General features: G+C 70.2%; 18 protein-coding genes. 5 read left to right on the top strand and 13 right to left on the bottom strand.

Annotated elements, in window-relative coordinates:
• Positions 1-73 precede the first annotated feature (73 nt).
• Positions 74-1,555 carry an AAA family ATPase gene (locus tag INQ48_25400; protein ID QRF56639.1) on the top strand — a complete coding sequence of 494 codons (1,482 nt, stop codon included), beginning with the start codon at positions 74-76 and terminating at the stop codon, positions 1,553-1,555.
• Position 1,556: 1 nt separating this feature from the next.
• Here the strand turns inward: INQ48_25400 and INQ48_25395 are convergent, their stop codons facing one another.
• Positions 1,557-2,462, bottom strand: a complete 906-nt coding sequence (locus tag INQ48_25395; GenBank protein QRF56638.1) for a LysR family transcriptional regulator — start codon at positions 2,460-2,462, stop codon at positions 1,557-1,559.
• Positions 2,463-2,618: 156 nt separating this feature from the next.
• Between INQ48_25395 and INQ48_25390 the strand changes: the two genes are divergently transcribed.
• A complete protein-coding gene (locus INQ48_25390; protein QRF56637.1) occupies positions 2,619-4,178 on the top strand; it encodes an MFS transporter in 1,560 nt (519 codons plus the stop codon).
• A gap of 14 nt (positions 4,179-4,192) precedes the next feature.
• Here INQ48_25390 and INQ48_25385 read toward each other — a convergent pair whose 3' ends face one another.
• From INQ48_25385 to INQ48_25365, 5 genes are all read right to left on the bottom strand, one after another.
• A complete protein-coding gene (locus INQ48_25385; GenBank protein ID QRF56636.1) occupies positions 4,193-5,419 on the bottom strand; it encodes a right-handed parallel beta-helix repeat-containing protein in 1,227 nt (408 codons plus the stop codon).
• A 10-nt stretch (positions 5,420-5,429) separates the two neighbouring features.
• Positions 5,430-8,384, bottom strand: a complete 2,955-nt coding sequence (locus tag INQ48_25380; GenBank protein QRF56635.1) for a metallophosphoesterase — start codon at positions 8,382-8,384, stop codon at positions 5,430-5,432.
• 20 nt (positions 8,385-8,404) lie between these two features.
• Positions 8,405-9,409: a DUF4123 domain-containing protein gene (locus INQ48_25375; GenBank protein QRF56634.1), complete on the bottom strand. Its 1,005-nt coding sequence runs from the start codon at positions 9,407-9,409 to the stop codon at positions 8,405-8,407.
• 5 nt (positions 9,410-9,414) lie between these two features.
• Positions 9,415-11,877 carry a type VI secretion system tip protein VgrG gene (gene tssI, locus INQ48_25370; GenBank protein QRF56633.1) on the bottom strand — a complete coding sequence of 821 codons (2,463 nt, stop codon included), beginning with the start codon at positions 11,875-11,877 and terminating at the stop codon, positions 9,415-9,417.
• A 155-nt stretch (positions 11,878-12,032) separates the two neighbouring features.
• Positions 12,033-12,938, bottom strand: a complete 906-nt coding sequence (locus tag INQ48_25365) for a LysR family transcriptional regulator (GenBank protein QRF56632.1) — start codon at positions 12,936-12,938, stop codon at positions 12,033-12,035.
• 123 nt (positions 12,939-13,061) lie between these two features.
• Between INQ48_25365 and INQ48_25360 the strand changes: the two genes are divergently transcribed.
• The 3 genes from INQ48_25360 (at position 13,062) to INQ48_25350 (ending at position 15,030) form a co-directional block, all read left to right on the top strand.
• Positions 13,062-13,805 carry an SDR family oxidoreductase gene (locus INQ48_25360; GenBank protein ID QRF56631.1) on the top strand — a complete coding sequence of 248 codons (744 nt, stop codon included), beginning with the start codon at positions 13,062-13,064 and terminating at the stop codon, positions 13,803-13,805.
• 29 nt (positions 13,806-13,834) lie between these two features.
• Positions 13,835-14,731 carry an SDR family NAD(P)-dependent oxidoreductase gene (locus INQ48_25355; GenBank protein QRF56630.1) on the top strand — a complete coding sequence of 299 codons (897 nt, stop codon included), beginning with the start codon at positions 13,835-13,837 and terminating at the stop codon, positions 14,729-14,731.
• A 74-nt stretch (positions 14,732-14,805) separates the two neighbouring features.
• Positions 14,806-15,030, top strand: a complete 225-nt coding sequence (locus INQ48_25350; GenBank protein ID QRF56629.1) for a SlyX family protein — start codon at positions 14,806-14,808, stop codon at positions 15,028-15,030.
• Between the two features lie 21 nt (positions 15,031-15,051).
• On the opposite strand, the gene INQ48_25345 is transcribed toward INQ48_25350, so the two are convergent.
• The 7 genes from INQ48_25345 to cyoB form a co-directional block, all read right to left on the bottom strand.
• On the bottom strand, positions 15,052-15,690 hold the full coding sequence (locus INQ48_25345) for a hemolysin III family protein (GenBank protein ID QRF60892.1): 639 nt from the start codon (positions 15,688-15,690) through the stop codon (positions 15,052-15,054).
• Between the two features lie 121 nt (positions 15,691-15,811).
• Positions 15,812-16,381: a response regulator transcription factor gene (locus tag INQ48_25340; GenBank protein QRF56628.1), complete on the bottom strand. Its 570-nt coding sequence runs from the start codon at positions 16,379-16,381 to the stop codon at positions 15,812-15,814.
• A complete protein-coding gene (locus tag INQ48_25335; GenBank protein QRF60890.1) occupies positions 16,362-17,747 on the bottom strand; it encodes a HAMP domain-containing histidine kinase in 1,386 nt (461 codons plus the stop codon). The genes INQ48_25340 and INQ48_25335 overlap by 20 nt, the downstream gene beginning before the upstream one ends.
• On the bottom strand, positions 17,731-18,522 hold the full coding sequence (locus tag INQ48_25330; GenBank protein ID QRF60891.1) for an SURF1 family protein: 792 nt from the start codon (positions 18,520-18,522) through the stop codon (positions 17,731-17,733). Before INQ48_25330 ends, INQ48_25335 begins: the two co-directional genes overlap by 17 nt.
• A gap of 59 nt (positions 18,523-18,581) precedes the next feature.
• The gene (cyoD, locus tag INQ48_25325; protein ID QRF56627.1) at positions 18,582-18,992 is read right to left on the bottom strand and encodes a cytochrome o ubiquinol oxidase subunit IV; all 411 of its coding nucleotides are present in this window, start codon (positions 18,990-18,992) and stop codon (positions 18,582-18,584) included.
• Positions 18,989-19,657, bottom strand: coding sequence for a cytochrome o ubiquinol oxidase subunit III (cyoC, locus tag INQ48_25320; GenBank protein ID QRF56626.1), 669 nt, complete (start codon positions 19,655-19,657; stop codon positions 18,989-18,991). Before cyoC ends, cyoD begins: the two co-directional genes overlap by 4 nt.
• Positions 19,650-21,653 carry a cytochrome o ubiquinol oxidase subunit I gene (gene cyoB, locus INQ48_25315; protein QRF56625.1) on the bottom strand — a complete coding sequence of 668 codons (2,004 nt, stop codon included), beginning with the start codon at positions 21,651-21,653 and terminating at the stop codon, positions 19,650-19,652. Before cyoB ends, cyoC begins: the two co-directional genes overlap by 8 nt.

The raw sequence follows: 21,653 nt of genomic DNA, 5'->3' as shown, positions 1-21,653 counted from the left end.
CGCGCCGATCGGAAAGGGGCCGGGAGTGCACTACATTCCCCGGCCCTGCTTTTTTGTGAATCGACTTTCCCGCATGCGCCTGGCGTCCTTCCAGATCACCCACTTTCGCTCGATCAACGACAGCGGTCCCATCGAACTCTCCCGGATCACCACGATCCTCGGCCGCAACGACACCGGCAAATCCAACCTGCTGCGCGCGCTGCACAGCCTGAACCCGGCCGAGGGGCCGGTGAGCGCGCTGAGCCCGATCAAGAACTTTCCGCGCCATCGCCGCCTGAGCGAATGCACGGCCGACACGCCCGTGGTCCACACGCGCTGGCGCCTCGAGCCGCAGGAGCAGGCCGAGCTGGTGCGCATGCTGCCGCGCGCCTCGGGCGTGAGCCATGTGACCGCGGGCCGTGGCTATGGCCCCGCGCGCTGGGCCGGCCTCGAGGGCCTGGGCGACCTGTCGATCGACGTCGGCGACGCCAAGGGCAAGATCCGCAAGATCGTGCCGGCCGTGAAGGCCGCGGCCGAGAAGCTGGCCGACGAACTGCGCGCGCCGCTCGAGCAGGCGGCCGATGCCTTCGACGGCGCGATGATCCTCAACCCCGACCTGCTCAAGTGGTCCGAGGGTGCGCAGCTGGCGCTGGCAGCACTGCGCCAGGCATTGGCCGCGGCCGGTGCCGAGCTGGCCGACAAGCCCGCGCAGATGGTGACCGAGCTCGAGGAGCTGTCGCTGTCGATCGTCAGCGACGGGCCCGCGCTCGCGCGCGCCAAGGACTGGATCCTCGAGCGGCTGCCGCGCTTCGTGTTCGTCGACGAATACCCCGCGCTGCAGGGCCGCCAGAACATCGCCGACTACCTCTCGAGCGAGGCGCGCGACCATCTCTCGAGCGCGCAGCGCAGCTTCGGCACCCTGTGCCGCGCCGCCGGCCTCGATCCGCGCGAGCTGCACGCGCTGCACGAGCGCGGCGACCAGGCCACGCGCAACCAGCTCGTGAACCGCGCGGGTGCGGCGATGACGGCCGAGATCCGCCGGCTGTGGAAGGACCGGCCGCTCAAGGTGCGCTTCAACCTCGACGGCGACGAGTTCGACACGCTGGTGTCCGACCCGGGCGGCGCCTACGAGGTCGAGGTCGGGCTCGACGAGCGCAGCCGCGGCTTCCAGTGGTTCTTCGCGTTCCACGTGGCCTTCTTCGCGGGCCTGCGCGGCGAGGCCGGCGAGCAAGGTGATGGCGCCATCGTGCTGCTGCTCGACGAGCCCGGCCTGCACCTGCATCCGCGCTCGCAGGCCGACCTGCTCGCGCACTTCGAGCAGGACTTCGCGCAGCAGATCGTCTACACCACGCACTCGCCCTTCATGGTGCCGGCCGGCGAGAAGGCCTCGGTGCGGATCGCGCAGCTCGAGGGCAGCGCGGGCACCACGCTGAGCAGCCGCGAGCTGGCGGCGATCGGCGGCAATGCGCGGATCGGTGCGCTGTTCGATCTGGCGCAGGAGCCGCCGGCCGCGGTGTCCGAGTCGGCCGCAGCGACCGTGCCAGCCGAGCCGGCGGTGGCCGCCGCGGCCGCCTGAGTCAGTCGCGCCCGTCGCCTTCGTCGGTCGGCGGCGGAAACATCCGCTCGACCGCGAAGTCCACGAAGGCCCGCACCTTCGGCGACAGCTGCCGGCTCGACGGCCACAGCGCCGAGAACTGGCCGCGGTGCGTCACGTGGGGCGCGAGCACGCGCTGCAGCTCGCCGCGCGCCAGCGCATCGCGCGCGAGGAAGTCGGGCATGAAGCCGATGCCGAGCCCGGCGATGGCGGCGCCGAGCATGGCCTCCATGTTGTTGCACAGCATCGTGCAGGGCAGCCGCTCGGGCAGGCCCGGCAGGGTCCAGTCCTCGATGCGCGTGCCGGTCACGAACTTGTAGCGCAGGCAGGCATGGCCGGCGAGCTCGGCCGGCTGCTGCGGCACGCCGTGGCGCGCGAGGTAGGCCGGCGCGGCCACCAGCAGGAAGCGGAACGGCCCGAGCCCGCGCGCCACCAGCCCCGAATCTACCAGCTCGCCGCTGCGGATCGCCACGTCCACGCCCTCGGCGATCACGTCGACCAGCCGGTCGTTGAAGTCGAGGTCGAGCTCGATCTGCGGATAGCGGGCCTGGAAGTCCGGCAGCATCGGCAGCAGGAAGCGGTAGCCGATGGTCGGCAGGCTCACGCGCAGCCGGCCGCGCGGCTGGGCGACGGCGTCCTGCATCATCGCGCGCGCATCGTCGAGCTCGTCGAGGATGCGGCGGCAGCGCTCGTGGAACATCGCGCCTTCCTGCGTGAGCCGCACCTGGCGCGTGGTGCGGTTGAACAGCCGCAGGCCCAACTGCTGCTCGAGCCGCGCCACGTTCTTGCCGACCGCCGAGGCGGAGATGCCGAGCAGGCGCCCCGCCTTGGCGAAGCTCAGCAGGTCGGCCGCCCGCACGAAGGATTCGAGGCCGCTGAAACTGTCCATCGATTGGCAACCTCAGGTTGGGAGTGAGTGGATCGGTATGCCCATTCTCTTTGCATTCAATCATTTTTATCTTCTCATCACGCCGATGAGGGCGTCGGCCGGGCCTCCGGACCGGCGCCGCCCGGCCCTGTCTTCGGTCCTGCGTGAAGGGTGTCCATGTCTTCTTCTCTTGTTTCGTCTTCTCCGGCGCCACGCCCGTACTGGCTGCTCGCCGCCGTCTGCCTGGCCGGGATCGGCATGCCGCTGAGCTTCACCGGCCCGGCCGTGGCGCTGCCCGCCATCCATGCCGCGCTGGGCGGCAGCCCGGTGCAGCTCAACTGGGTCACCAACGCCTTCATGCTGAGCTTCGGCGGCACGCTGATGGCGGCCGGCGCGCTGGCCGATGCCTGCGGGCGCAAGCGCGTGTTCGTGCTCGGGCTGCTGCTGATCCTGCTCGGCAGCCTGTTCGCGGTGTGCGCGCCGGGCATCGTGTGGTTCGACCTCGCGCGCGCCGCGCAGGGGCTCGGTGCGGCCGCGGCCTTCGCCGCCGGCACCGCCGCGCTGGCGCAGGTCTTCGATGGGGCGGCGCGCACGCGCGCCTTCAGCCTGATCGGCACCTCGTTCGGCGCCGGCCTCGCCTCGGGCGCGCTGCTCGCGGGCTGGCTCGGCGAACGCTTCGGCTGGCAGGCCGTGATGTGGAGCCCCGCGCTCGTGAGCCTGGCGGCGCTGGCGATCGGCGCGGCGTGCATGCGCGAGTCGCGCAACCCGCAGGCCATGGGCCTCGACGTGCCCGGCACGCTGAGCTTCACGGGCGCGCTGAGCCTGCTGACCCTGGGCGTGCTGCAGGCGCCCGACAGCGGCTGGGGCAGCCCCTGGGTGATCGGCGCGCTGGCCGGCGCCGTGCTGCTGGGCGTCGTCTTCGTCGCGATCGAGCGCCGCGTCGCGCATCCGATGCTCGACCTGACGCTGTTCCGCTATCCGCGCTTCGTCGGCGTGCAGCTGCTCGCGAGCGCGCCGGCCTATGCCTTCGTCGTGCTGCTGGTGCTGCTGCCGATCCGCTTCGTCGGCCTCGAGGGGCGCGACGTGGCCGAGACCGGCCGGCTGATGCTCGCGCTGTCGGGGCCGATCCTGGTCGTGCCGACGCTGGCCGCGTGGCTCGCGCACCGCTTCCCGGCCGGCGCCATCTCGGCCGTGGGGCTGCTGGTCTGCGCCGTCGGCCTGTACGCGCTGGGCCGCTGCGCGCCGGGCGCGGCACCGCGCGAACTGCTGCTGCCCCTGCTGCTGATCGGCGGCGGCATCGGCCTGCCCTGGGGCCTGATGGACGGGCTCGCGGTCGGCGTGGTGCCGCGCGAGCGCGCGGGCATGGCCTCGGGCATCTTCAACACCGTGCGCGTGGCGGGCGAGGGCATCGCGCTGGCGCTGGTCGGCGCGGCGCTGACGGCGCTGGTGGGGGCGCGGCTGGCGCACCTGCCGGGCGTCGGCGCCATGGCCTCGGGATCGTCGGCCGCCTCGCAGGCCGCGCAGCAGGTCACGACCGGCGGCCTGCAGCAGGCGCTCGCGCTGCTGCCGGGCCTGGACCGCGCCGCCGTGCTGCAGGTGTATGGCGACGCCTTCGCCACGCTGCTGCTGGGGCTTGCCGCCGTGACGGTGCTGACCGCGGTGGTGGTGTTCGCGTTCCTGCGCGGCGAGGAACAGGCGCAGGGCGCCGAGGCGGCGCTGAACTGCCCGGCGTCCTGAGGGGCGCCCGCGCGTCAGTCGAGCCGGATGTTCGAGCCCTCGAGCCGGGCCTGGCCGGCGCCCAGCGGTTGCACCTTGGCGTCGTCGGCTTCCACGTTCGTGAAGTCGACCGTGCGCACGATGGTGTTGCCGAGCAGCTCCAGCGTGCCGATGCGGCTGTGCTGCAGCTCGAGGCGGCCGAACTCGTTGCCTTCGAAACGCACGTGGGCGCTGCGCAGGTAGGTGGCGTCGAGGTGGTCGATGTGGCTGTGGCGGAGGGTGAAGGTCTGGTTGACTTGAGGGGCGACGCCTTCGGTCGCGGAACCGACGAGGCCGAAGCTGAGTTCGACGGGCTTGCTGCCGCCAAGGAACTGGACGTTGTCGATCGTTGCGTGCAGCGTATCGGCCGACACCAGCTTGAACGGAGAAGGCCCTTGCGGGCTGGACTTGAACTGGCTGTCGCGGACGGTGATGCGAAGCCCGCCAGCGATGCGTGCCAGCAGCGATCCACCGCGCACGCGCTCGATCAGGATGTCGCCCTTCACCTCCGCGCGATTGAAGTCCAGGTGATCGACGACCGTGTCGCGTACCGTCAGTGAGGCGAGGCCCGCGGGCACCATGTTGAAGAGCCCCCGAAGCCTGCAGTTTTCGATCAGGACGGTGGCGTTCTCAGGGTGATAGGACACGCCGTCGAAGTCGCAGTCCTTGGCGACCAGTCCCGTATCGGCACTGATGTCGAACCACTTGATCGCACAGCCCAGAAAGGTCGCGTCGCCGTAGGTGCCGATCGCGCCCTGGCGGTTCCTGTCGCTGCTCGAGCCGATGAAGCGGCATTTTTCGAACACCACGTTCCTGCTGCCTCGCTGGCCGCCCCAGTTCGAATTGCCCTGGGAATAACAACCGTGGAAGCGCACGTCGGTCATGACGCCGAATTCGATGACACCGGCGAAGTGGCAGTTGCGAAATTCGACGTCGGCCATCGCTTCGAGGCGGATCTGGTAGCCGCCCGTGAAATCGCAATCGACGAACTTCAGATGGCGCCACACCTGTCCGTGAAACTGCGTGCCGTCGAACGATGCCCCCTCGATGACTAACGGTGCATTGCCTGTCTCCTTGGCACGCGCGGCATCGTCCTTCAGGTACTCGAAGGTCTTGCCGAATTCCTTGATGTCTTTCTTCATGAGGCGGCAGCTGGTAAGCAGGGGGATGGAGGGTGCGATCGACAGGCTCGCGAGCGAGGTGAACAGGTGGCGGCGTTGCATGGGATCCTCGTCAATCCAGCCGGATGACTTTCTTGGGGTCCGGATAGAGGTTGCCGGCCGGCGTCGGATATTTGCCCCAGGTGCGATGGAGCCAATCCCAGTCGGGCACTTCGCCTTGCTCTCCCGCGCGGCGGCGCATGAAGTCGATGAAGGTGGTGCCCAGGCGGGCGGTACCGATATCGAGAGGAAAAAGCCAGGGGTCGTCGACATTCATGTCCGTGCTCCAGTCGGGCGTGCCCTTGGCGATCGCCGGTGATCTCAGGATGACTTCGCAAAAGGCCTGCGGGGCCCGTTCGATCACCTGGTGGCGATCGCCGGGACGCGGCATCTCGCGTTCTTCCGCAATCTTGTTGGCGCTGTGGAGTGAAACCATTCCTCTGGCCAATGCATCGAGGTCGTGTGGGTTGAAGACGAGCGTTCTTTGCCGACGATGGATGAGCGCGGGTTCGAGGCGATGCCATCGTGGCCGCGTCTTCTTGAGTGCGTTTCCTTGGCTCTCGACCATCTCGCACACCCAAATCCCGACCCCCACGATGCAATCCAGCACCGCCATCCGCTCGCTCAACACCACCTCGACCTCCGGCGACCGCCGCGATGTCAGCAGCCCCACGCGCTGCGCCCAGACGAACCGCAGCGGCGGATCCTTCGGATGCATCAGGTGCAGGTAGTCCAGCGCCACCGCCAGCCGAGGCCGCCCCGTCCCCGTCGCGCTTCGCACTTGCGAGAGCCGATGGCGCACCGGGTCGAGCACGCTGCCCGCGGGCGGGCGCAAGGTCCAGCCCGCGAGTTCGCCGTCGAGGTTCTGGTAGCCGATGGGTCCGCCGCAGCTCGACACGACGAAGCGCGTGGCGCGGCCATCGCCCGCCTGCGGTCCCTCCAGCCCCGGATCCCTGGCGCTCGTGACCTCGACGCGTCCCCTGGACCGCGCGCTGCGCGCGGCCTGGTAGACGCCGGCGCGGTGGCTGTGGCCGCTGAAGTGCCAGTCGATCCGCGGGCCATCGCCGAGGACCAGATGGTCGAAGTACCAGCGCAGCCGGCGCTCACAGGTGCCCATGTTGAAGGCGGTGAGGCCGCCCGGGCTGTGGAGCTGGCCATCGGGCGCGTCGGCCGGCGTGAAGCCGGCATCGGTGGCCGAGAAGGGCACGTCCTGGTCGTAGCTGAAGATCGTGAAGTGGCTCGCCACGAGCAGCGATGCGCCGTTCGCGGCCTTGAGCTGCTGCGCATGCCGCAGCAGCGCCTGCTGCCCGGGGCTGAAGCTGCTCGCGGCGCGCGGCAGGATCATGGCGCCCTGGCGGTCCACGCCCACGCTGCCGGTGCCGCCCGCGAGGTTCTGGAAGTTCTCGTGCTCGCCCCAGGCCAGCCCCACGAGCAGCTGGCCCGCCGTTCGCGCGCCCTGCCGCCCACCGAACCCGACGACGAAGTCGCCGAGCGGATTGAACAGCGCGCCGAAGAGATCGAAGTTGGCGGCGTCGTAGTTGAGCGAGGTGTAGGTCTGGCCGTAGGTGGGGCCATAGGCGAGCGCGGCTTCGTAGATCGTGAGGTTGTGGTCGGCCGCGATGCCTTCGTTGGCGCGGGTCGACGAGAAGCGGCTGGCCTCCTCGAGCCGCGTGCGATGCCGCGCGAGGGCGGGGTCGGTGCGCTCCGCGACCGAAGGGCCGGCATGCCGGCCGGCGTTCTCCATCGCGCCGAGCGCCATGCCCCAGCCGCCCACGCGCGGGCTGATGCCGTAGGGCATCTCGTAGGCCTCGTGGTTGCCGGTGGTCATGAAGACCGGCAGCTTGAGCCGCGCATAGGCATGCCGCACGAGGCTGTAGACCTGCATGTCGTCCTGCCAGCGCGCGTAGAGCTCGGCGTCGTGCGCGTTGCCGAGGATGTTGAACGCGCGCCATTGCTCGCCCAGCGTGGCGCCGGCGCGCGCGGGATCGATGTTGCGGTTGAAGTCGATCAGGTCGCCGGTCAGCAGCAGGGCCGTGTCGGGCTCGCGATTTGGGGTGACGGCCTCGAACAGGGCACGCAGGTGCAGGAAGGCATTGCACAGGGTGCGCGCGGCGAAGGGCTCGGCGAGCGCGCCGGCATCGGCCGCGCCCTCGAGCAGGATCGCGCGCGAACGAGCCAGCGCCTGCTGGCGCAGGTTGACGTGCACGTCGCTCAAGTGCGCGATCCGCAGCGTCGGCGTGCGCGCGCGGATCACGGGGTGCCAGGCCTGCAACCGCAGCCGGTCGGCACCGGGCGCGCCGATGCGCGTGGCGCCGATGGCTTCGACGTCGTACTCGCGCAGGTCGCCGATCGCTCCGCCGCGCGTGCCGCGCTGCGTCTGCAGGAAGCGCTGGACCAGCAGGTCCTGATAGTGCGCCGCGCAGGGCGCATCGCCGCCGGGCCAGGCCTTCTGCTCGGCCGGCGTCAGCGCCACCATCCAGGCGAAGCTCAGGAAGCCCGAGGCATCGATGCGCGTGAAGGGCGCGGTGCGCGGGTCGAACTCGATCTCGTAGAGCGTGCCGCCCTCGAACTCGCGGTAGAGCCGCATGCCCGCGGGCGAGATGCTGAAGGCCGTGCCGTCGCCGCAATGCGCGATCGTCTGCGCGCGGAAGGGGCCGAGGGCGCGCGTCTTGAGCGCGGCGCGCGCCTTTGCGTAGGTGCGGCCATCGCCGAACAGCGTGCCCTGCGTCGTATCGGTGTCGGCCGGCTTGCGCTCGATGGAGCACAGGCGCAGGTGGCGGTCGATGTAGGGATGCGCGGCCTGCGCGAGTCCGGTCGTGGCGTCGACGGCGAAGCGGCGGCTGTCGCCGGCGTTCACGCCGATCACGAGGCGCGCGCGGGTCTGGCCCGGTGCCAGCACCAGCGGGCAGCCGAGGCTGGGGTACAGGATCACGGCCGCGACGCGCGCCGTGGCCTCGGAGGAATGGCAACTGACGCTGCGGTCGTGCTGGCCGTTGGCGGCGTTGGCGAGGCTGCTGGCGATGTCCATGGGCGGTTCTCTTGGGGCGCTCAGTGCGGCGAAGCGGCGGGTTGATGGCTGGAGGCGCGGCCCGCGATCTCGCGCGCCATGTCCTCGAGCACGCGCGCCGCATGGCGCCGGCGTTCGTCCTCGAGGACCTCGGGCGCGATGCCTGCGACGGCGCGCAGGAGGCCGCCGTTCTGCGTGCGGGCGCCGGCCGCGAGCGCGCGCATCCAGGGCTGCTCGAGGATCGCGGGATGCACGCGCAGGCACAGCGCCACCGCGATGCGCTCGTTGTGCCAGCCCGTCAGGCCCAGCGCTTGCGCATGCGCCAGCGCCCGCCTGGCGATGGCGCGGTGCAGCCAGCACGGAACGCCATCGAGTTCGCCGGCCGCAACGTCCTCGTCGAGCACCAGGTGCAGCAGGCGTTCGGCGCGGTTGAGGGCGTCGATGCGCTCGAGCAGCGCTTCGCCCAGCACCAGCGCTTCGGTGCGCGGCGCCGCCATCGGCCGTGCGGCGCCCGCGCGGTGTTCGAGGCCGAAGCGGGCATTCCAGCCCCACCAGCCGTCGAAGGCGCCCACGAAGGCCTGGCGTTCCACCGCGGGCCAGAGGTCGACCATCGCCATGCCGGTGCAGGCATCGAAGCAGCGCAGCAGCAGGTCGGTGCGGCCGCCCTCCGCATCGATCATGGCGGCATCGAGCCAGCTGCGCAGGTGGTTGGCGAGCCGCAGCATCGGCAGCGGGCTGCCGAGCAGCAGCAGGGCCTGCGGCAGCGCGGCGAGGCGCGCCAGTTCGTCGATGGCTGCGTCGGGCATGCGCGCCGGCAATGCCACGAGCCAGGGGCCGTCGCTCGCGAAGCGCGCCTCGGGCGTGCCGTCGAGCAGGGCGCAGGCCTCGAGGCCGTGGCACGCGATCCAGCGCGCGAGCGCGCCTTCGGGCGTGCAGAGTGCGGCCTCCGCGAGCGCGTACACGGTGGAGCCCGCAGGCGCCGCCTGCCGCAGACGGTGGAGGTCGCCGGCCAGCCGCCGCAGCAGCGCCGCCTCGATCGATGCCATGGCCGTCATTCGCGCGGCACCACGCCGGATCGCTGCGCGCGGGCGCGCGCCATGCAGGCCTCGCAGACGCTGGCGGCCTCGGCGGTCGGTCGCGTGTCCGGTCCCGGCGTCGCATGCAGGGCCGCATGCTCGACCCAGCTGCCGGGCGTGCCATGGCGGATGCCGCCCTCGCGCCACTCGCTGAAGCTCGCGCCGCCCACCAGCGTGACCTTCTTCTTGCCGACGATGTAGACCGTGTCCTCGGTGCTGACGATCTCGATGTCCTTCAGCGCGGTGGTTTCGATGGCATCGCTCTGCGCCTCGAAACGGACTTCGCCTTCCGAGGCGAAGGCCCGGATGCCATGGCGCTTCGCGAAGACACGCAGGCCCTCGGCGACGCTGGCCAGCAGCCGTCGGCCGGTGCCGATCGAGGCATGGCCGGCGCTGTTGAACTGGGTGTGGGCCCCGCTGTGGCCGTGCAGCCCCTGGTCGGCACTGAAGGCGATGCCGGCGGGGCTCGCGAGCACCAGATGCGGCGCGTCGAGTTCGGGGAAGTCGCCGTGCGTGCCGCGCAGCGCATCGTTCTGCTGCCGCAGCGCGGCCGCGACGATGGCCTGGTCGTCCTCTCCGTCCTGCGCGTCGGCATGGCGCGCGGCCAGCGCGAGCGCTTCGACCCGACCGGTGGCCCGCGCCAGCCGCCGCGTCGTCTCGTCCATGTGCTTGGCATGCTTCGCGGCGTCGGGCCGCGCCTCGGTGCTCACGAGCAGACCGTCGTGCGCGCGCAGCACGCCATGCGCGTCGGTACGCAGCTCGAAGCCCTGGCCGCGCGCCTCCTTGCGCCCGGCGTTGTCTTCCACGCGCGTGAGAAAGCCCAGGCCCAGGCTCGAATGCCCGTGGTCGCTGCGCAGCTGTGCCTGAATCTCGCCTTCGCTGTCGTCCATCAGCAGGTGGTTGCCGCGGCCCGCGGCGGCGTTGCCACCGCGCGGTGCCAGCTCGCGGCTGCGCAAGCCACTCAGCGCGTGCTGCGCGGGCAGGGCCCAGGGCGGGAGGTTCAGCGCGTTGTGAACCCGCCCGGTGCAGATCGGCAGGTCGGGGTCGTCGCCGATGAAGTCGACGAGCACCTCCTGCCCGATGCGCGGCACGTGGATCGCGCCGAGCTGATTGCCGGCCCACGGCGAGCAGACGCGCAGCCAGCAGCTGCTGTGAACATCATGGGCACCGAGCCGGTCCCAGGGGAACTGCACCTTGATGCGGCCCAGCGCATCGGTCCAGAGGTTCTCGCCCGCGGGGCCGACCACCACGGCCACCTGCGGACCGCCGGCGCGCGGCTTGGGCTGCGTGGGCACGGGCCGCAGCGTTTCGGCCATCGGATGCGCGACCAGCTCGACCTCGGCGCGCCAGCGCTGCGGGTCGGCTGTGTCGCGCTGGCTCTCGTGGCCCGTGTCCTCGAGCAGGAAGCGCGCATGGAGCACCAGGTACTCGGCGTTCGCGGCCGCGCGCGGATGCTTGCGCAGGCCGAAGCTGCATCCGGGCACCATGCCGCGCAGGTTGCCGCTGGCCCGCGCGCGCACACCGTGCGCGCGCAGCGCCTGCATGCGCAGCCGCGCGAGCAGCCGGCCTTCGCCGAAGGGGTCGTTGCCGGGCGCGGCGCCCGCGCCGGGCTGCGCGATGTGGCTGCCGGCGCGGGCGTCGTGCCACTGGTAGACCTCGCCGTCGGCCTGGCCCGTGGGGCGCGGGTCGCGGTGGCCGGCGCCGAGGTCGGCGTGCGGCCGCAGGTAGTCGTGATCGCGGGTGGCATAGCGGCCGCTCGTCAGGCGGTGTTCGGGCACGAAGCGGTGCAGGTACTCGGCATCGAGCTTCGAGCCCGGCGCGTGGTGTTCGACCTCGGCGCAGGCCGGGCTCGCGAAGCGCGCGTGGGCGCCCATGTGGTCGCACAGCACGAGGCGGTGCGCGCCGCGCGCATGCGCGAAGTGGTAGTTGATGCCCCACTCCTCGCACAGACGGCTGAAGAACGCGAAGTCGCTCTCGTTGAACTGGGTCTGGTAGTCGCGCACCGGGTAGCGCTGCGACAGGCGCTTCTCGATCGGAAAACCATAGGGCTCGAGCAGCAGGTCGAGGATCCGCTCCACGTCGAGGTCCTGGAAGATGCGGCAGTCGCTGCGCAGCGTGGCGAGGTGCAGCCAGGGGCGCAGCACGACCCGGTAGCGCGCGTGGCGCTGCGACTCGCCCAGGCAGGCGGCCTCGGCGATCAGCGCGTTGATCTCGCGGCTGCCGCCCTGGCCATCGTCGAGCGCGATCTCGCAGTGGAGTTCGCGCCCGATGAAGGCGTCGAGGTCGAGGTCCGTTGCGTCGGATGCCTCGAGCAGCAGTTCGTAGTCGAACAGGCCATTGATGCCTTCCTGCCCCGCGAGGCGCACGGGCTCGAGCGCGGGGCGGCCGGAAACGAGAGGGATCGCGGGCGAATGGACCCGCAGGGTGCGTGGCGGCATCGACGACTTCCTTGGTGGGCGAAGCGGTCGGGCCAGTGTGCGGCGCACGCGGCGCCGGGTCTGCAAACAACGGTCAACCCGCGCGGTGGCGCGCCACAAATCCGCGCCGAGCGTGCAAAAGTCGAAGGGGCGCGCACGCGCGCTTCACACGCCGATCACAGTTCGGCCGCTTCGAACACCTCGCGCAGCCATTGCGTGAACACGCGCACGCGCGCCGACAGCTGCCGGTGCTGCGAATAGAGCACCGACACCGGCATCGGCGGCGGCGCGAAACCACCGAGCACCACCTGGAGCCGCCCGTCGGCCAGCTCCGCGGCCACGCGGTAGCGCGGCACCTGCACCAGCCCCAGGCCCGCGACGGCCGAGCCGGTGTAGAGGTCGGTGCCGGTGACCGACACGGTGGCCGGCAGCTGCAGCGTGTTCACGCGGCCGTCGACGGTGAATTCGAGCGGCACCGGCTTGCCCGTGGCGCTCGAGAGGTAGTCGACCGCGCGGTGCGTCGAGCCGGGCGCGGCCAGCGCCGCGGGCTCCGCCGGTTCGCCATGCAGCGCCAGGTAGCCGGGGCTCGCCACCGTGACCTGCGGCAGCAGCGCGATGCGACGCCCGACCATCGAGGAGTCCTGCAGCGTGCCCGCGCGCAGCACGCAGTCGACGCCCTCGCGCACCAGGTCGATCAGGCGGTCGTCCTCGCCGATGTGCAGCGTCAGCTCGGGATGGCGCGCCAGGAAGTCCGGCAGCGCCGGCACCACGAAATGCCGCGCCAGCGTGCCCTGCAGGTTGACGCGCAGCAGCCCCTTGGGCGCCGTGTTGCGGAACAGCCCCTCGGCCTCCTCCATGTCGGCCAGCAGGCGCACGCAACGGCGGTAGTAGGCCTCGCCGTCCTGCGTGAGGCGCACGGTGCGCGTGGTGCGCTCGAGCAGCCGCGTGCCGATGCGCTGCTCGACGCGCTTGATCAGGTTGGTGACGGTGGCGCGCGGAATCTGGAGGTCTTCCGAGGCCTGGGTGAAGCTCTGGCGCTCGGCGATGCGCACGAAGGCCTGCATTTCCTGGAAGCGGTCCATGGCGATGCCGTCGGTCTATTGTTGAAGTAGATGGAATGGTAATGGCGATTTAGCGGTGATTATCTTTTGGACGGAACGATCGAAGATTCGTCTCACCCACCCACCACCGCAAGGAAACACGCCATGAACCAGTCCTCCAACCCCAAGGTCGCGATCGTCACCGGCGCATCGCGCGGCATCGGCGCCGCCATCGCGCAGCGCCTGTCGGCCGACGGTTTTTACGTCGCCGTCAACTACGCCTCGAGCCCGGCGCTGGCCGAGGCGCTGGTCGCCCAGCTGCAGGCCGCGGGCGGCCGGGCCATCGCCGTGCGCGCCGACGTCGCCAGCGCCGACGACGTGCGCCGCATGTTCGACACCGTCGAGCAGCAGCTCGGCCGCGCCGACGTGCTGGTCAACAACGCCGGCATCCTCAAGACCGTGCCGCTGGCCGAGCACGACGACGCGCTCTACGACCAGGTCTTCGACATCAACGTGCGCGGCACCTTCAACACGCTGCGCGAAGCGGCCAAGCGCCTCGCCGACGGCGGCCGTATCGTCAACTTCTCGAGCACCACGCTGGCGCTGAACATGCCCGGCTATGCGATCTACAACGCCACCAAGGCCTCGGTCGAGGCCTTCACGCACGTGTTCGCGAAGGAGCTGCGCGGCCGCAACGTGACGGTGAACGCGGTCGCGCCGGGCCCGATCGCCACCTCGCTGTTCCTCGACGGCAAGACCGAGGAGCAGGTCCAGGCCTTCGCCAAGATGCCGCCGCTGCAGCGCCTGGGCCAGCCCGAGGACATCGCCTCGGTGGTCTCGTTCCTCGCCGGTCCCGACGCGGGCTGGGTCAACGGCCAGATCCTGCGCGCCAACGGCGGCCTCGCCTGATCCCTTCCATTTATCGACGGAGAACCCTCATGAACAAGCAGATCATCCTCGTCACGGGCGCCGGCACCGGCATCGGCAAGCTCAGCGCCCAGTCGCTCGCCGAGGCGGGCCACATCGTCTACGCCTCGATGCGCGACATCGCGGGACGCAACGCGCCGCGCGCGGCCGAACTGCGCGCGCTGGCGGCGGCCAGGGGGCTCGAGCTGCATCCGCTCGAACTCGACGTGCTGTCGCAGGACTCGGCCGATGCCGCCGCCGCGACGATCGTGCGCGAGCAGGGCCAGCTCGACGTGGTGATGCAGAACGCCGGTCACCTGGTGGTCGGCCCGACCGAGGCCTTCACGCCCGAGGAGATCGTGAAGGTGTTCGACACCAACGTGCTCGGCGCGCAGCGCGTCAACCGCGCGGTGCTGCCCTACCTGCGGCGGCAGGAGTCGGGCCTGATGCTGTGGATCAGCAGCACCACCACCAAGGGCGGTTTCCCGCCGTTCATGGGCCCCTACGGCGCGGCCAAGGCGGCGATGGATTCGCTCGCCGTGACCCTGGCCTACGAGATCGCGCGCTTCGGCATCGAGACCTCGATCGTGGTGCCGGGCGCGTTCACGCGCGGCACCGACCACTTCCCGAGCGCGGGCAAGCCGGCCGACGCGGCCACGGCCGCGGCCTATGGCCGCTACGACGGGCTGATGGACCAGATCGGCGCGAAGCTCTCTGCGCTGACGCCCGACCATGCCGATCCGCAGGCGGTGGCCGACGAGATCGTGCGCATCGTGGGGCTGCCCGCGGGCCAGCGGCCGATGCGGCCGGTGATCGACTTCGTGAACGACGGCGCGGCCGAGGTGTTCGAGGTGTCGGAGCGCGTGCGCATCGAGTTCGCGCACCGCATCGGCATGGCCGACCTGCTCGAGGCGAAGGTGCGGCGCTGAGCCATGCGGCAGGCCCGGGCCGGCCGCATGGAATCGTCACGAAACCGTGGCCGGTCTTCCTGTCCAATAGCACCATGGAACATTCGCCCCACGACGTCACCGAGCGGCTCGACGCGCTCGAGATCAAGGCCAGCTATGCCGAGGACCTGCTCGAGCAGCTCAACCTCACGATCTACCGCCAGCAGCAGCAGATCGACGGCCTGCTGGCCCAGCTGGGGCAGCTGCGCGAACAGGTGCAGTCGGCGGGCCAGGGCGGCGCGCCGCGCAACCTGCGCGACGAGCTGCCGCCGCACTACTGAAGCCGAAGCTGGATTGCCGACTCAGCCGTGCGCGTGCCAGAGCACGGCGAAGAAGTGGCAGGTGCTGCCCGCGAGCACGAACAGGTGCCAGACGAAGTGGGCGAAGCGCACCTTGGAATCGAACAGGAACACCACCGCGCCCGCGGTGTAGAACAGGCCGCCGGCCACCAGCCAGCCCAGGCCCGCGCCCGACATGCGCTCCACCAGCGGCACCGCCGCCATCAGCGCCATCCAGCCCATCGCCACGTAGAGGCCGGTCGACCACAGCGGATGCTTGAGCCGGTCGAACAGCTTGGCGCCCACGCCCAGCGCCGCCGCGGCCCAGATCGCGCCGAACAGCGTCCAGCCCCAGGGCCCGCGCAGCACGCCGAGCACGAAGGGCATGTAGCTGCCGGCGATGAACAGGTAGATCGCGGCATGGTCGAAGCGGTTGAACCAGGCCTTGGCGCGGCCCATCGGCAGCGCGTGGTACAGCGTGGAGATCAGGTACAGCACGATCGCGGTGCCGGCGAACAGGCTGGCGCCGACGATGCCGGCCGCGGTGCCCTTCTGCGCCGCGCTGTAGACCAGGATCGGCAGCGAGGCGATCGCCAGCAGCAGCCCGAGGCCGTGGCTCAGCGCGTTGAAGATCTCTTCCAGCGTGGTCTGGTCGCGCACCACCGGGGCGGCGCGGCGGGCTGGGGCGGCGAGGGGAGCGGGCGTCGGTGTCGGGTGCATGGTCATCCGAAAAAAGAGTGTCGGTGCTTGCCGTGGGTTCCTCGATGTCGCGCCGCTGCAGCCGCTACTTGACCTGCTGCTTGCCCAGCTTGCGCGCGAGCGTTCGCCGGTGCATGCCGAGCCGGCGCGCGGTCTCGGAGATGTTGAAGCCGGTCTCGGCCAGGGTCTCGTGGATGCGTTCCCATTCGAGGGTCTTGATCGAGGTCGAGCGGTTGGTCAGCTCGACCTCGGTGGTGCCGACCGCGCGGCCGAAGGCGGCCTCGATGTCGTCGGTGTTCGAGGGCTTGGCCAGGTAGTGGCAGGCGCCGAGCTTGATGGCCTCGACCGCGGTGGCGATGCTCGCGAAGCCGGTCAGCACCACGATCAGCGTCTTGGCGTTGTGCCGGTGCAGCGTCTGCACGCAGGCCAGGCCCGAGGCCTCGCCGTTGAGCTTGAGGTCGACCACCGCGTAGCCCGGCGCATGGTGGCGCAGCAGGTCCTCGACGTCCTCGAGGTTGCTCGCGTGCAGCACCGTGTAGCCGCGGCGCTCGAACGAGCGGCCCAGCGTGCGCGCGAAGGCCGCGTCGTCCTCGACGATCAGCAACTGGCGTTCGGCCTCGGCCGCGGCGCCGGTGTCAGTGGGGGATTCCGTCATGGCCATGCATCCCGATGTTCTCTTCCTCGTCGTCCTCTTCTTCCAGCACGATGGCCGCGAGCGGCAGCGAGAGCGTGACCGCGGCGCCGCCCTCGGGCCGGTTGCGCGCGGCCACGCGGCCGCCCACGGTGCGCGCCACGTTGACCACCAGGAACAGGCCCAGGCCGCCACCGGGGCGGCCCTTGCTCGACTGGTAGGGCTTGCCGAACTGCGCCAGCATCGCGGGCGCGAAGCCCGGGCCGGCGTCGGTCACGACCAGCTGCAGGTCGTCGCCCTCGTGCGCGACCTCGAGCCGAACCCAGTGCGGCGAGGCTTCGAGCGCATTGTCGAGCACGTTGCAGATCATCTGCTTGAGCGCCGAGTCGGAGACCATGGGCAGGTCGCGGCCGAAGCGGTTGTCGTAGACGAAGCTGTCGACCGGCCGCGTGGTGCGCCACTCCTCGACCAGGTCGTCGAGGAAGGTGCTGACCGTGGTCTCTTCCGACGATTCGCCGCGCGCCTCGCCGGCCGACAGCAGGATGCCGCTGACGATCGACTTGCAGCGCTGGATCTGGATCTCCATCTCGCTGACCTCCTGCAGCAGCTCGGGGTCGGAGCTGAAGTGCGGCAGCCGGCGCCAGTCGCCGAGGATCACAGCCAGCGTGGCCAGCGGCGTGCCGAGCTCGTGCGCCGCGCCCGAGGCGAGCAGGCCCATGCGCACGATGTGCTCCTCCTCGGCGGCGCGCTGGCGCAGGCCCGCGAGCTTGGCGTCGCGCTCGCGCAGGTTGCCGTTGATGCGCGTGATGAACACCACCAGCAGCGCCGCGTTGAGCGCGAAGCACACCAGCGTGCCCTGGATGTAGGGGCTCCAGAGGCCGCGGTCGTGGTCGGGCGGCAGCGAGAGCGGGCGCGAGAACAGGGCCAGCCCCGCGAAGCACAGGGTGGTGACGCCCACCACGGTCCAGGTCGACCAGGGCTTGAGCAGCACCGCGCCCAGGATCACCTGCAGCAGGTAGAGGAAGACGAAGGGGTTGCTGGCGCCGCCGCTCAGGTAGAGCAGCGAGGTCAGGATCGCCACGTCGACCAGCAGCGCGAGCATCAGCTCGCCGTTGGTCACGCGCCGGTGGGTGCGCCAGCGCAACAGGCTCGCGAGGTTGAACAGCGCCAGGCAGGTCAGCGCCTGCAGCATCTGGTTGAGCGGCAGGTGGATGCGGTAGCCGTAGTGCACCACCAGGATCGTCACCACCTGGCCCACCACGGCGAACCAGCGCAGCTGGATCAGCTGCTGCATGTTCTTGTGGCCGGTCGCGTTGTCCAGGCTGGCCACGCCCGCGCGCGGGGCCTGCAGCGCGCCGGCGACCGCGACCGCGTCAGCCGCGGTCGGCATCGCGATGGGAAGCGTGGGCGGCGTGGGGCGGTCCGTCGGCATGGCGCGCATTGTCGCCGCCGCGGCGCCGGCGCTCGTCGCGCCAGACGAAGACCGCGCCCGCGGCGACCATCAGCGCCAGCCCGTACCAGGTGAGCGCGTAGACCAGGTGGCTGTTGTGGAAGGCGATGACGGTGAGGCCGGGCGCGGGCCAGGCGGGCGCGCCGTCGAGCGCGCGCGGAATGCCGGGCTCGGCCTCGGCGTCGATGAAGTAGGGCGCGACGGCGTCGGCCGCGATGCCGTGCGCCGCGGCGATCGCCGCCACGTCACGCGAGTACCAGCGCCCGCCGGCCGGGTCGTTGCTGCGCAGGAAGCCGCCGCGCGGTTCGCTGATGCGCAGCAGGCCCGTCACCTGGGTCTCGCCCATCGGTTCGGGCGCGGTGCGCACGGCGCGCTCGCGCGCCTCTGGCGGCACGAAGCCGCGGTTGACCATCACCACGCCGCGCGCGGTCTGCAGCGGCGTCAGCACCCAGAAGCCGGCGCCGAGGTTGGTGCTGGCCTGCACCAGCGTCTCTTTCTCGTGGAGGAAGGTGCCCGAGAGCCGCACGTGGCGGTACTCGTCGTCGGCGGCATTGACGCGCGGCCAGTCGGCGCGCGCCGGGGGCGCGACCGGCACGGCGTGCACGCGCTGCTCGACGCGCTCGATCAGGGCCAGCTTCCAGGCCCGGCGCTCGACCTGCCAGGTGCCGAGCGCGAAGAAACCGGCGAACAGCACGGCCCCGAGGACCGCCAGCACCACGAGCCCGGCCGCGGAGCGCTGGCGGCCGGTGGGCGTGCGGTCGGTGGCCGGCGCGCTCAAGGCATGTTCTTCATGTCGTGCATCGACGGCGGCATCATGTTGGTGTTCATGTGGTACATGACCCACAGCGAACCGGCCAGCGTGATGACCACGAGCACCAGCGTGAAGATCAGCGCCAGCATGTTCCAGCCGCCTTCGGACTTGGTGTCCATGTGCAGGAAGTACACCATGTGCACCACGATCTGCACCACGGCGAAGCCGAGGATGATCAGCGCGGTCGTGCTCTTGTTGTCGAGCACCTTGCCCATCACGAGCCAGAACGGAATGGCGGTGAGGATCACGGCCAGCACGAAGCCGGTCATGTAGCCCTTGAAGGTGCTGTGGCTCACCGGGCCGTCGTCGTGGTGCTCGCCGTGGCCGTGGTCGTCATGGCCGTGGCCATGGGTGTCGTGGGGTGCTGCGCTCATGCCATGGATCCCATCAGGTACACGAAGGTGAAGACGCCGATCCAGACGACGTCCAGGAAGTGCCAGAACATCGACAGGCACATCAGGCGGCGGCGATTGGCGGCGGTGAAGCCGTGCTTGGGCAGCTGGAACAGCAGCACGACCAGCCAGACGATGCCGAAGGTGACGTGCAGGCCGTGGGTGCCGACCAGCGCGAAGAACGAGGACAGGAAGGCGCTGCGCTGCGGGCCCGCGCCTTCGTGCAGCAGGTGCGCGAATTCGTAGAGCTCGAGGCCGATGAAGCCCGCGCCCAGCAGGCCGGTGATGGCCAGCCACACCAGCGTGCCGCCCATGCGCCGCTTCTGCATCTCGAGCATCGCGAAGCCGTAGGTGATCGACGACAGCAGCAGCAGCGAGGTGTTGATCGCCACCAGCGGCAGGTCGAACAGGTCGGCGCCCGAGGGGCCGGCCGCGTAGCTGCGGCCCAGCACGCCGTACACCGCGAACAGGCAGGCGAAGATGAGGCAGTCGCTCATCAGGTAGAGCCAGAACCCGAGCAGGGTGCCGTTCTCCGGATGGTGGTCCTCGTTGCGGACGTTGAACAGCTCGAAGGTCGGCACGCTCGGCGCATTGCCCACGGTGTGGGTGCCGGCGGGGCTGGAGGGGAGGGCGGTACTGTTAGACATGGGCGGCCAGGAGGCGCGTGCGAGCGTCTTCGGTGCGGACGACTTCGTCCGCGGGGATGTGGTAGTCGCGCTTGTAGTTGAAGGTGTGGACGATGATGGCCACGAGCATCACGAAGAAGCCCACGCCGGCCACCAGCCACATCTGCCAGATCATGGCGAAGCCGAACACCGCGCTCAGCGCCGCGATGATGAAGCCGGCGGCCGTGTTCTTGGGCATGTGGATCGGGCTGAAGCCTTCCAGCGGACGCTGGTAGCCGCGTGCCTTCATGTCGGACCAGGCGTCGTTGTCATGGATGCGCGGCGTGAACGCGAAGTTGTAGGCCGGCGGCGGCGACGAGGTCGACCATTCGAGCGTGCGGCCGTCCCACGGGTCGCCCGTGGTGTCGCGCAGCGAGTCGCGGCGGATGTAGCTCACCACGATCTGGATCAGGAACGAGGCGATGCCCAGCGCGATCAGCACGGCGCCGAAGGCGGCGACCTGGAACCAGATCTGCAGCGACATGTCCTGGAAGTGGCTCATGCGGCGCGTCACGCCCATCAGGCCCAGGATGTACAGCGGCATGAAGGCGAACCAGAAGCCGACGATCCAGAACCAGAACGAGCACTTGCCCCAGAACGGGTCGAGCTTGTAGCCGAAGGCCTTCGGGAACCAGTAGGTGATGCCCGCCAGCATGCCGAACAGCACGCCGCCGATGATCACGTTGTGGAAGTGGGCGATCAGGAACAGGCTGTTGTGCAGCACGAAGTCGGCCGGGGGCACGGCCAGCAGCACGCCGGTCATGCCGCCGATCACGAAGGTGATCATGAAGCCGATGGTCCACATCATCGGCAGCTCGAAGCGGATGCGGCCGCGGTACATGGTGAAGAGCCAGTTGAAGATCTTCGCCCCGGTCGGGATCGAGATGATCATCGTCGTGATCCCGAAGAAGGAGTTCACGCTGGCGCCCGAGCCCATGGTGAAGAAGTGGTGCAGCCACACCAGGTACGACAGGATCGTGATCACGACCGTGGCGTAGACCATCGAGGCGTAGCCGAACAGGCGCTTGCCCGAGAAGGTGGAGACCACCTCCGAGAAGATGCCGAAGGCCGGCAGGATCAGGATGTAGACCTCGGGGTGGCCCCAGATCCAGATCAGGTTCACGTACATCATGGCGTTGCCGCCGAGGTCGTTCGTGAAGAAGTTGGTGCCGACGTAGCGGTCGAGCGACAGCAGGGCCAGCACGGCGGTCAGCACCGGGAAGGCGGCGACGATCAGCACGTTGGTGCACAGCGCGGTCCAGGTGAAGACGGGCATCTTCATCATGGTCATGCCGGGCGCGCGCATCTTCACGATGGTCGCCAGCAGGTTCACGCCCGAGAGCAATGTGCCCACCCCCGCGATCTGCAACGACCAGATGTAGTAGTCGACCCCCACGTCGGGGCTGAAGAGGATGCCCGACAGCGGCGGGTAGGCCAGCCAGCCGGTCTTGGCGAACTCGCCGACGAACAGCGAGGCCATCACGAGGCCGGCGCCGAAGGTGGTCATCCAGAAGCTGAAGTTGTTCAGGAACGGGAAGGCCACGTCGCGCGCGCCGATCTGCAGCGGCACCACGAAGTTCATCAGGCCCGTGACCAGAGGCATCGCCACGAAGAAGATCATGATCACGCCGTGGGCCGTGAAGATCTGGTCGTAGTGGTGCGGCGGCAGGAAGCCCGCGTTGTCGCCGAAGGCGACGGCCTGCTGGGCGCGCATCATCAGCGCGTCGGCGAAGCCGCGCAGCAGCATCACCAGGCCCAGCACGATGTACATGATGCCGATCTTCTTGTGGTCGATGCTGGTGATCCAGTCGTGCCACAGCGTGTTCCACAGCTTGAAGTAGGTGATCGCGCCGAGCAGCGCGACGCCGCCGAGCACGACGGCGGCGAAGGTCACCAGCAGGATCGGTTCGTGGTAGGGGATCGCCTCCCACGTGAGGCGGCCGAAGACGAGCTTCGTCAGGTCGAGGTTCTGGAGCAT

It is taken from the genome of Variovorax paradoxus, from assembly GCA_016806145.1.
Classification (GTDB): Bacteria; Pseudomonadota; Gammaproteobacteria; order Burkholderiales; family Burkholderiaceae_C; genus Variovorax.
This window is presented reverse-complemented; position numbering and strand designations above follow the sequence as displayed.

Coding starts and splice junctions, on each gene's coding strand:
- INQ48_25355 (QRF56630.1), top strand. CDS start 13,835: ATGAACAAGCAGATCATCCTCGTCACGGGCGCCGGCACCGGCATCGGC.
- INQ48_25380 (QRF56635.1), bottom strand. CDS start 8,384: ATGGACATCGCCAGCAGCCTCGCCAACGCCGCCAACGGCCAGCACGAC.
- INQ48_25375 (QRF56634.1), bottom strand. CDS start 9,409: ATGGCATCGATCGAGGCGGCGCTGCTGCGGCGGCTGGCCGGCGACCTC.
- cyoB (QRF56625.1), bottom strand. CDS start 21,653: ATGCTCCAGAACCTCGACCTGACGAAGCTCGTCTTCGGCCGCCTCACG.
- INQ48_25350 (QRF56629.1), top strand. CDS start 14,806: ATGGAACATTCGCCCCACGACGTCACCGAGCGGCTCGACGCGCTCGAG.
- INQ48_25385 (QRF56636.1), bottom strand. CDS start 5,419: ATGCAACGCCGCCACCTGTTCACCTCGCTCGCGAGCCTGTCGATCGCA.
- INQ48_25365 (QRF56632.1), bottom strand. CDS start 12,938: ATGGACCGCTTCCAGGAAATGCAGGCCTTCGTGCGCATCGCCGAGCGC.
- INQ48_25395 (QRF56638.1), bottom strand. CDS start 2,462: ATGGACAGTTTCAGCGGCCTCGAATCCTTCGTGCGGGCGGCCGACCTG.
- tssI (QRF56633.1), bottom strand. CDS start 11,877: ATGCCGCCACGCACCCTGCGGGTCCATTCGCCCGCGATCCCTCTCGTT.
- INQ48_25390 (QRF56637.1), top strand. CDS start 2,619: ATGTCTTCTTCTCTTGTTTCGTCTTCTCCGGCGCCACGCCCGTACTGG.
- INQ48_25340 (QRF56628.1), bottom strand. CDS start 16,381: ATGACGGAATCCCCCACTGACACCGGCGCCGCGGCCGAGGCCGAACGC.
- INQ48_25360 (QRF56631.1), top strand. CDS start 13,062: ATGAACCAGTCCTCCAACCCCAAGGTCGCGATCGTCACCGGCGCATCG.
- cyoD (QRF56627.1), bottom strand. CDS start 18,992: ATGAGCGCAGCACCCCACGACACCCATGGCCACGGCCATGACGACCAC.
- cyoC (QRF56626.1), bottom strand. CDS start 19,657: ATGTCTAACAGTACCGCCCTCCCCTCCAGCCCCGCCGGCACCCACACC.
- INQ48_25335 (QRF60890.1), bottom strand. CDS start 17,747: ATGCCGACCGCGGCTGACGCGGTCGCGGTCGCCGGCGCGCTGCAGGCC.
- INQ48_25400 (QRF56639.1), top strand. CDS start 74: ATGCGCCTGGCGTCCTTCCAGATCACCCACTTTCGCTCGATCAACGAC.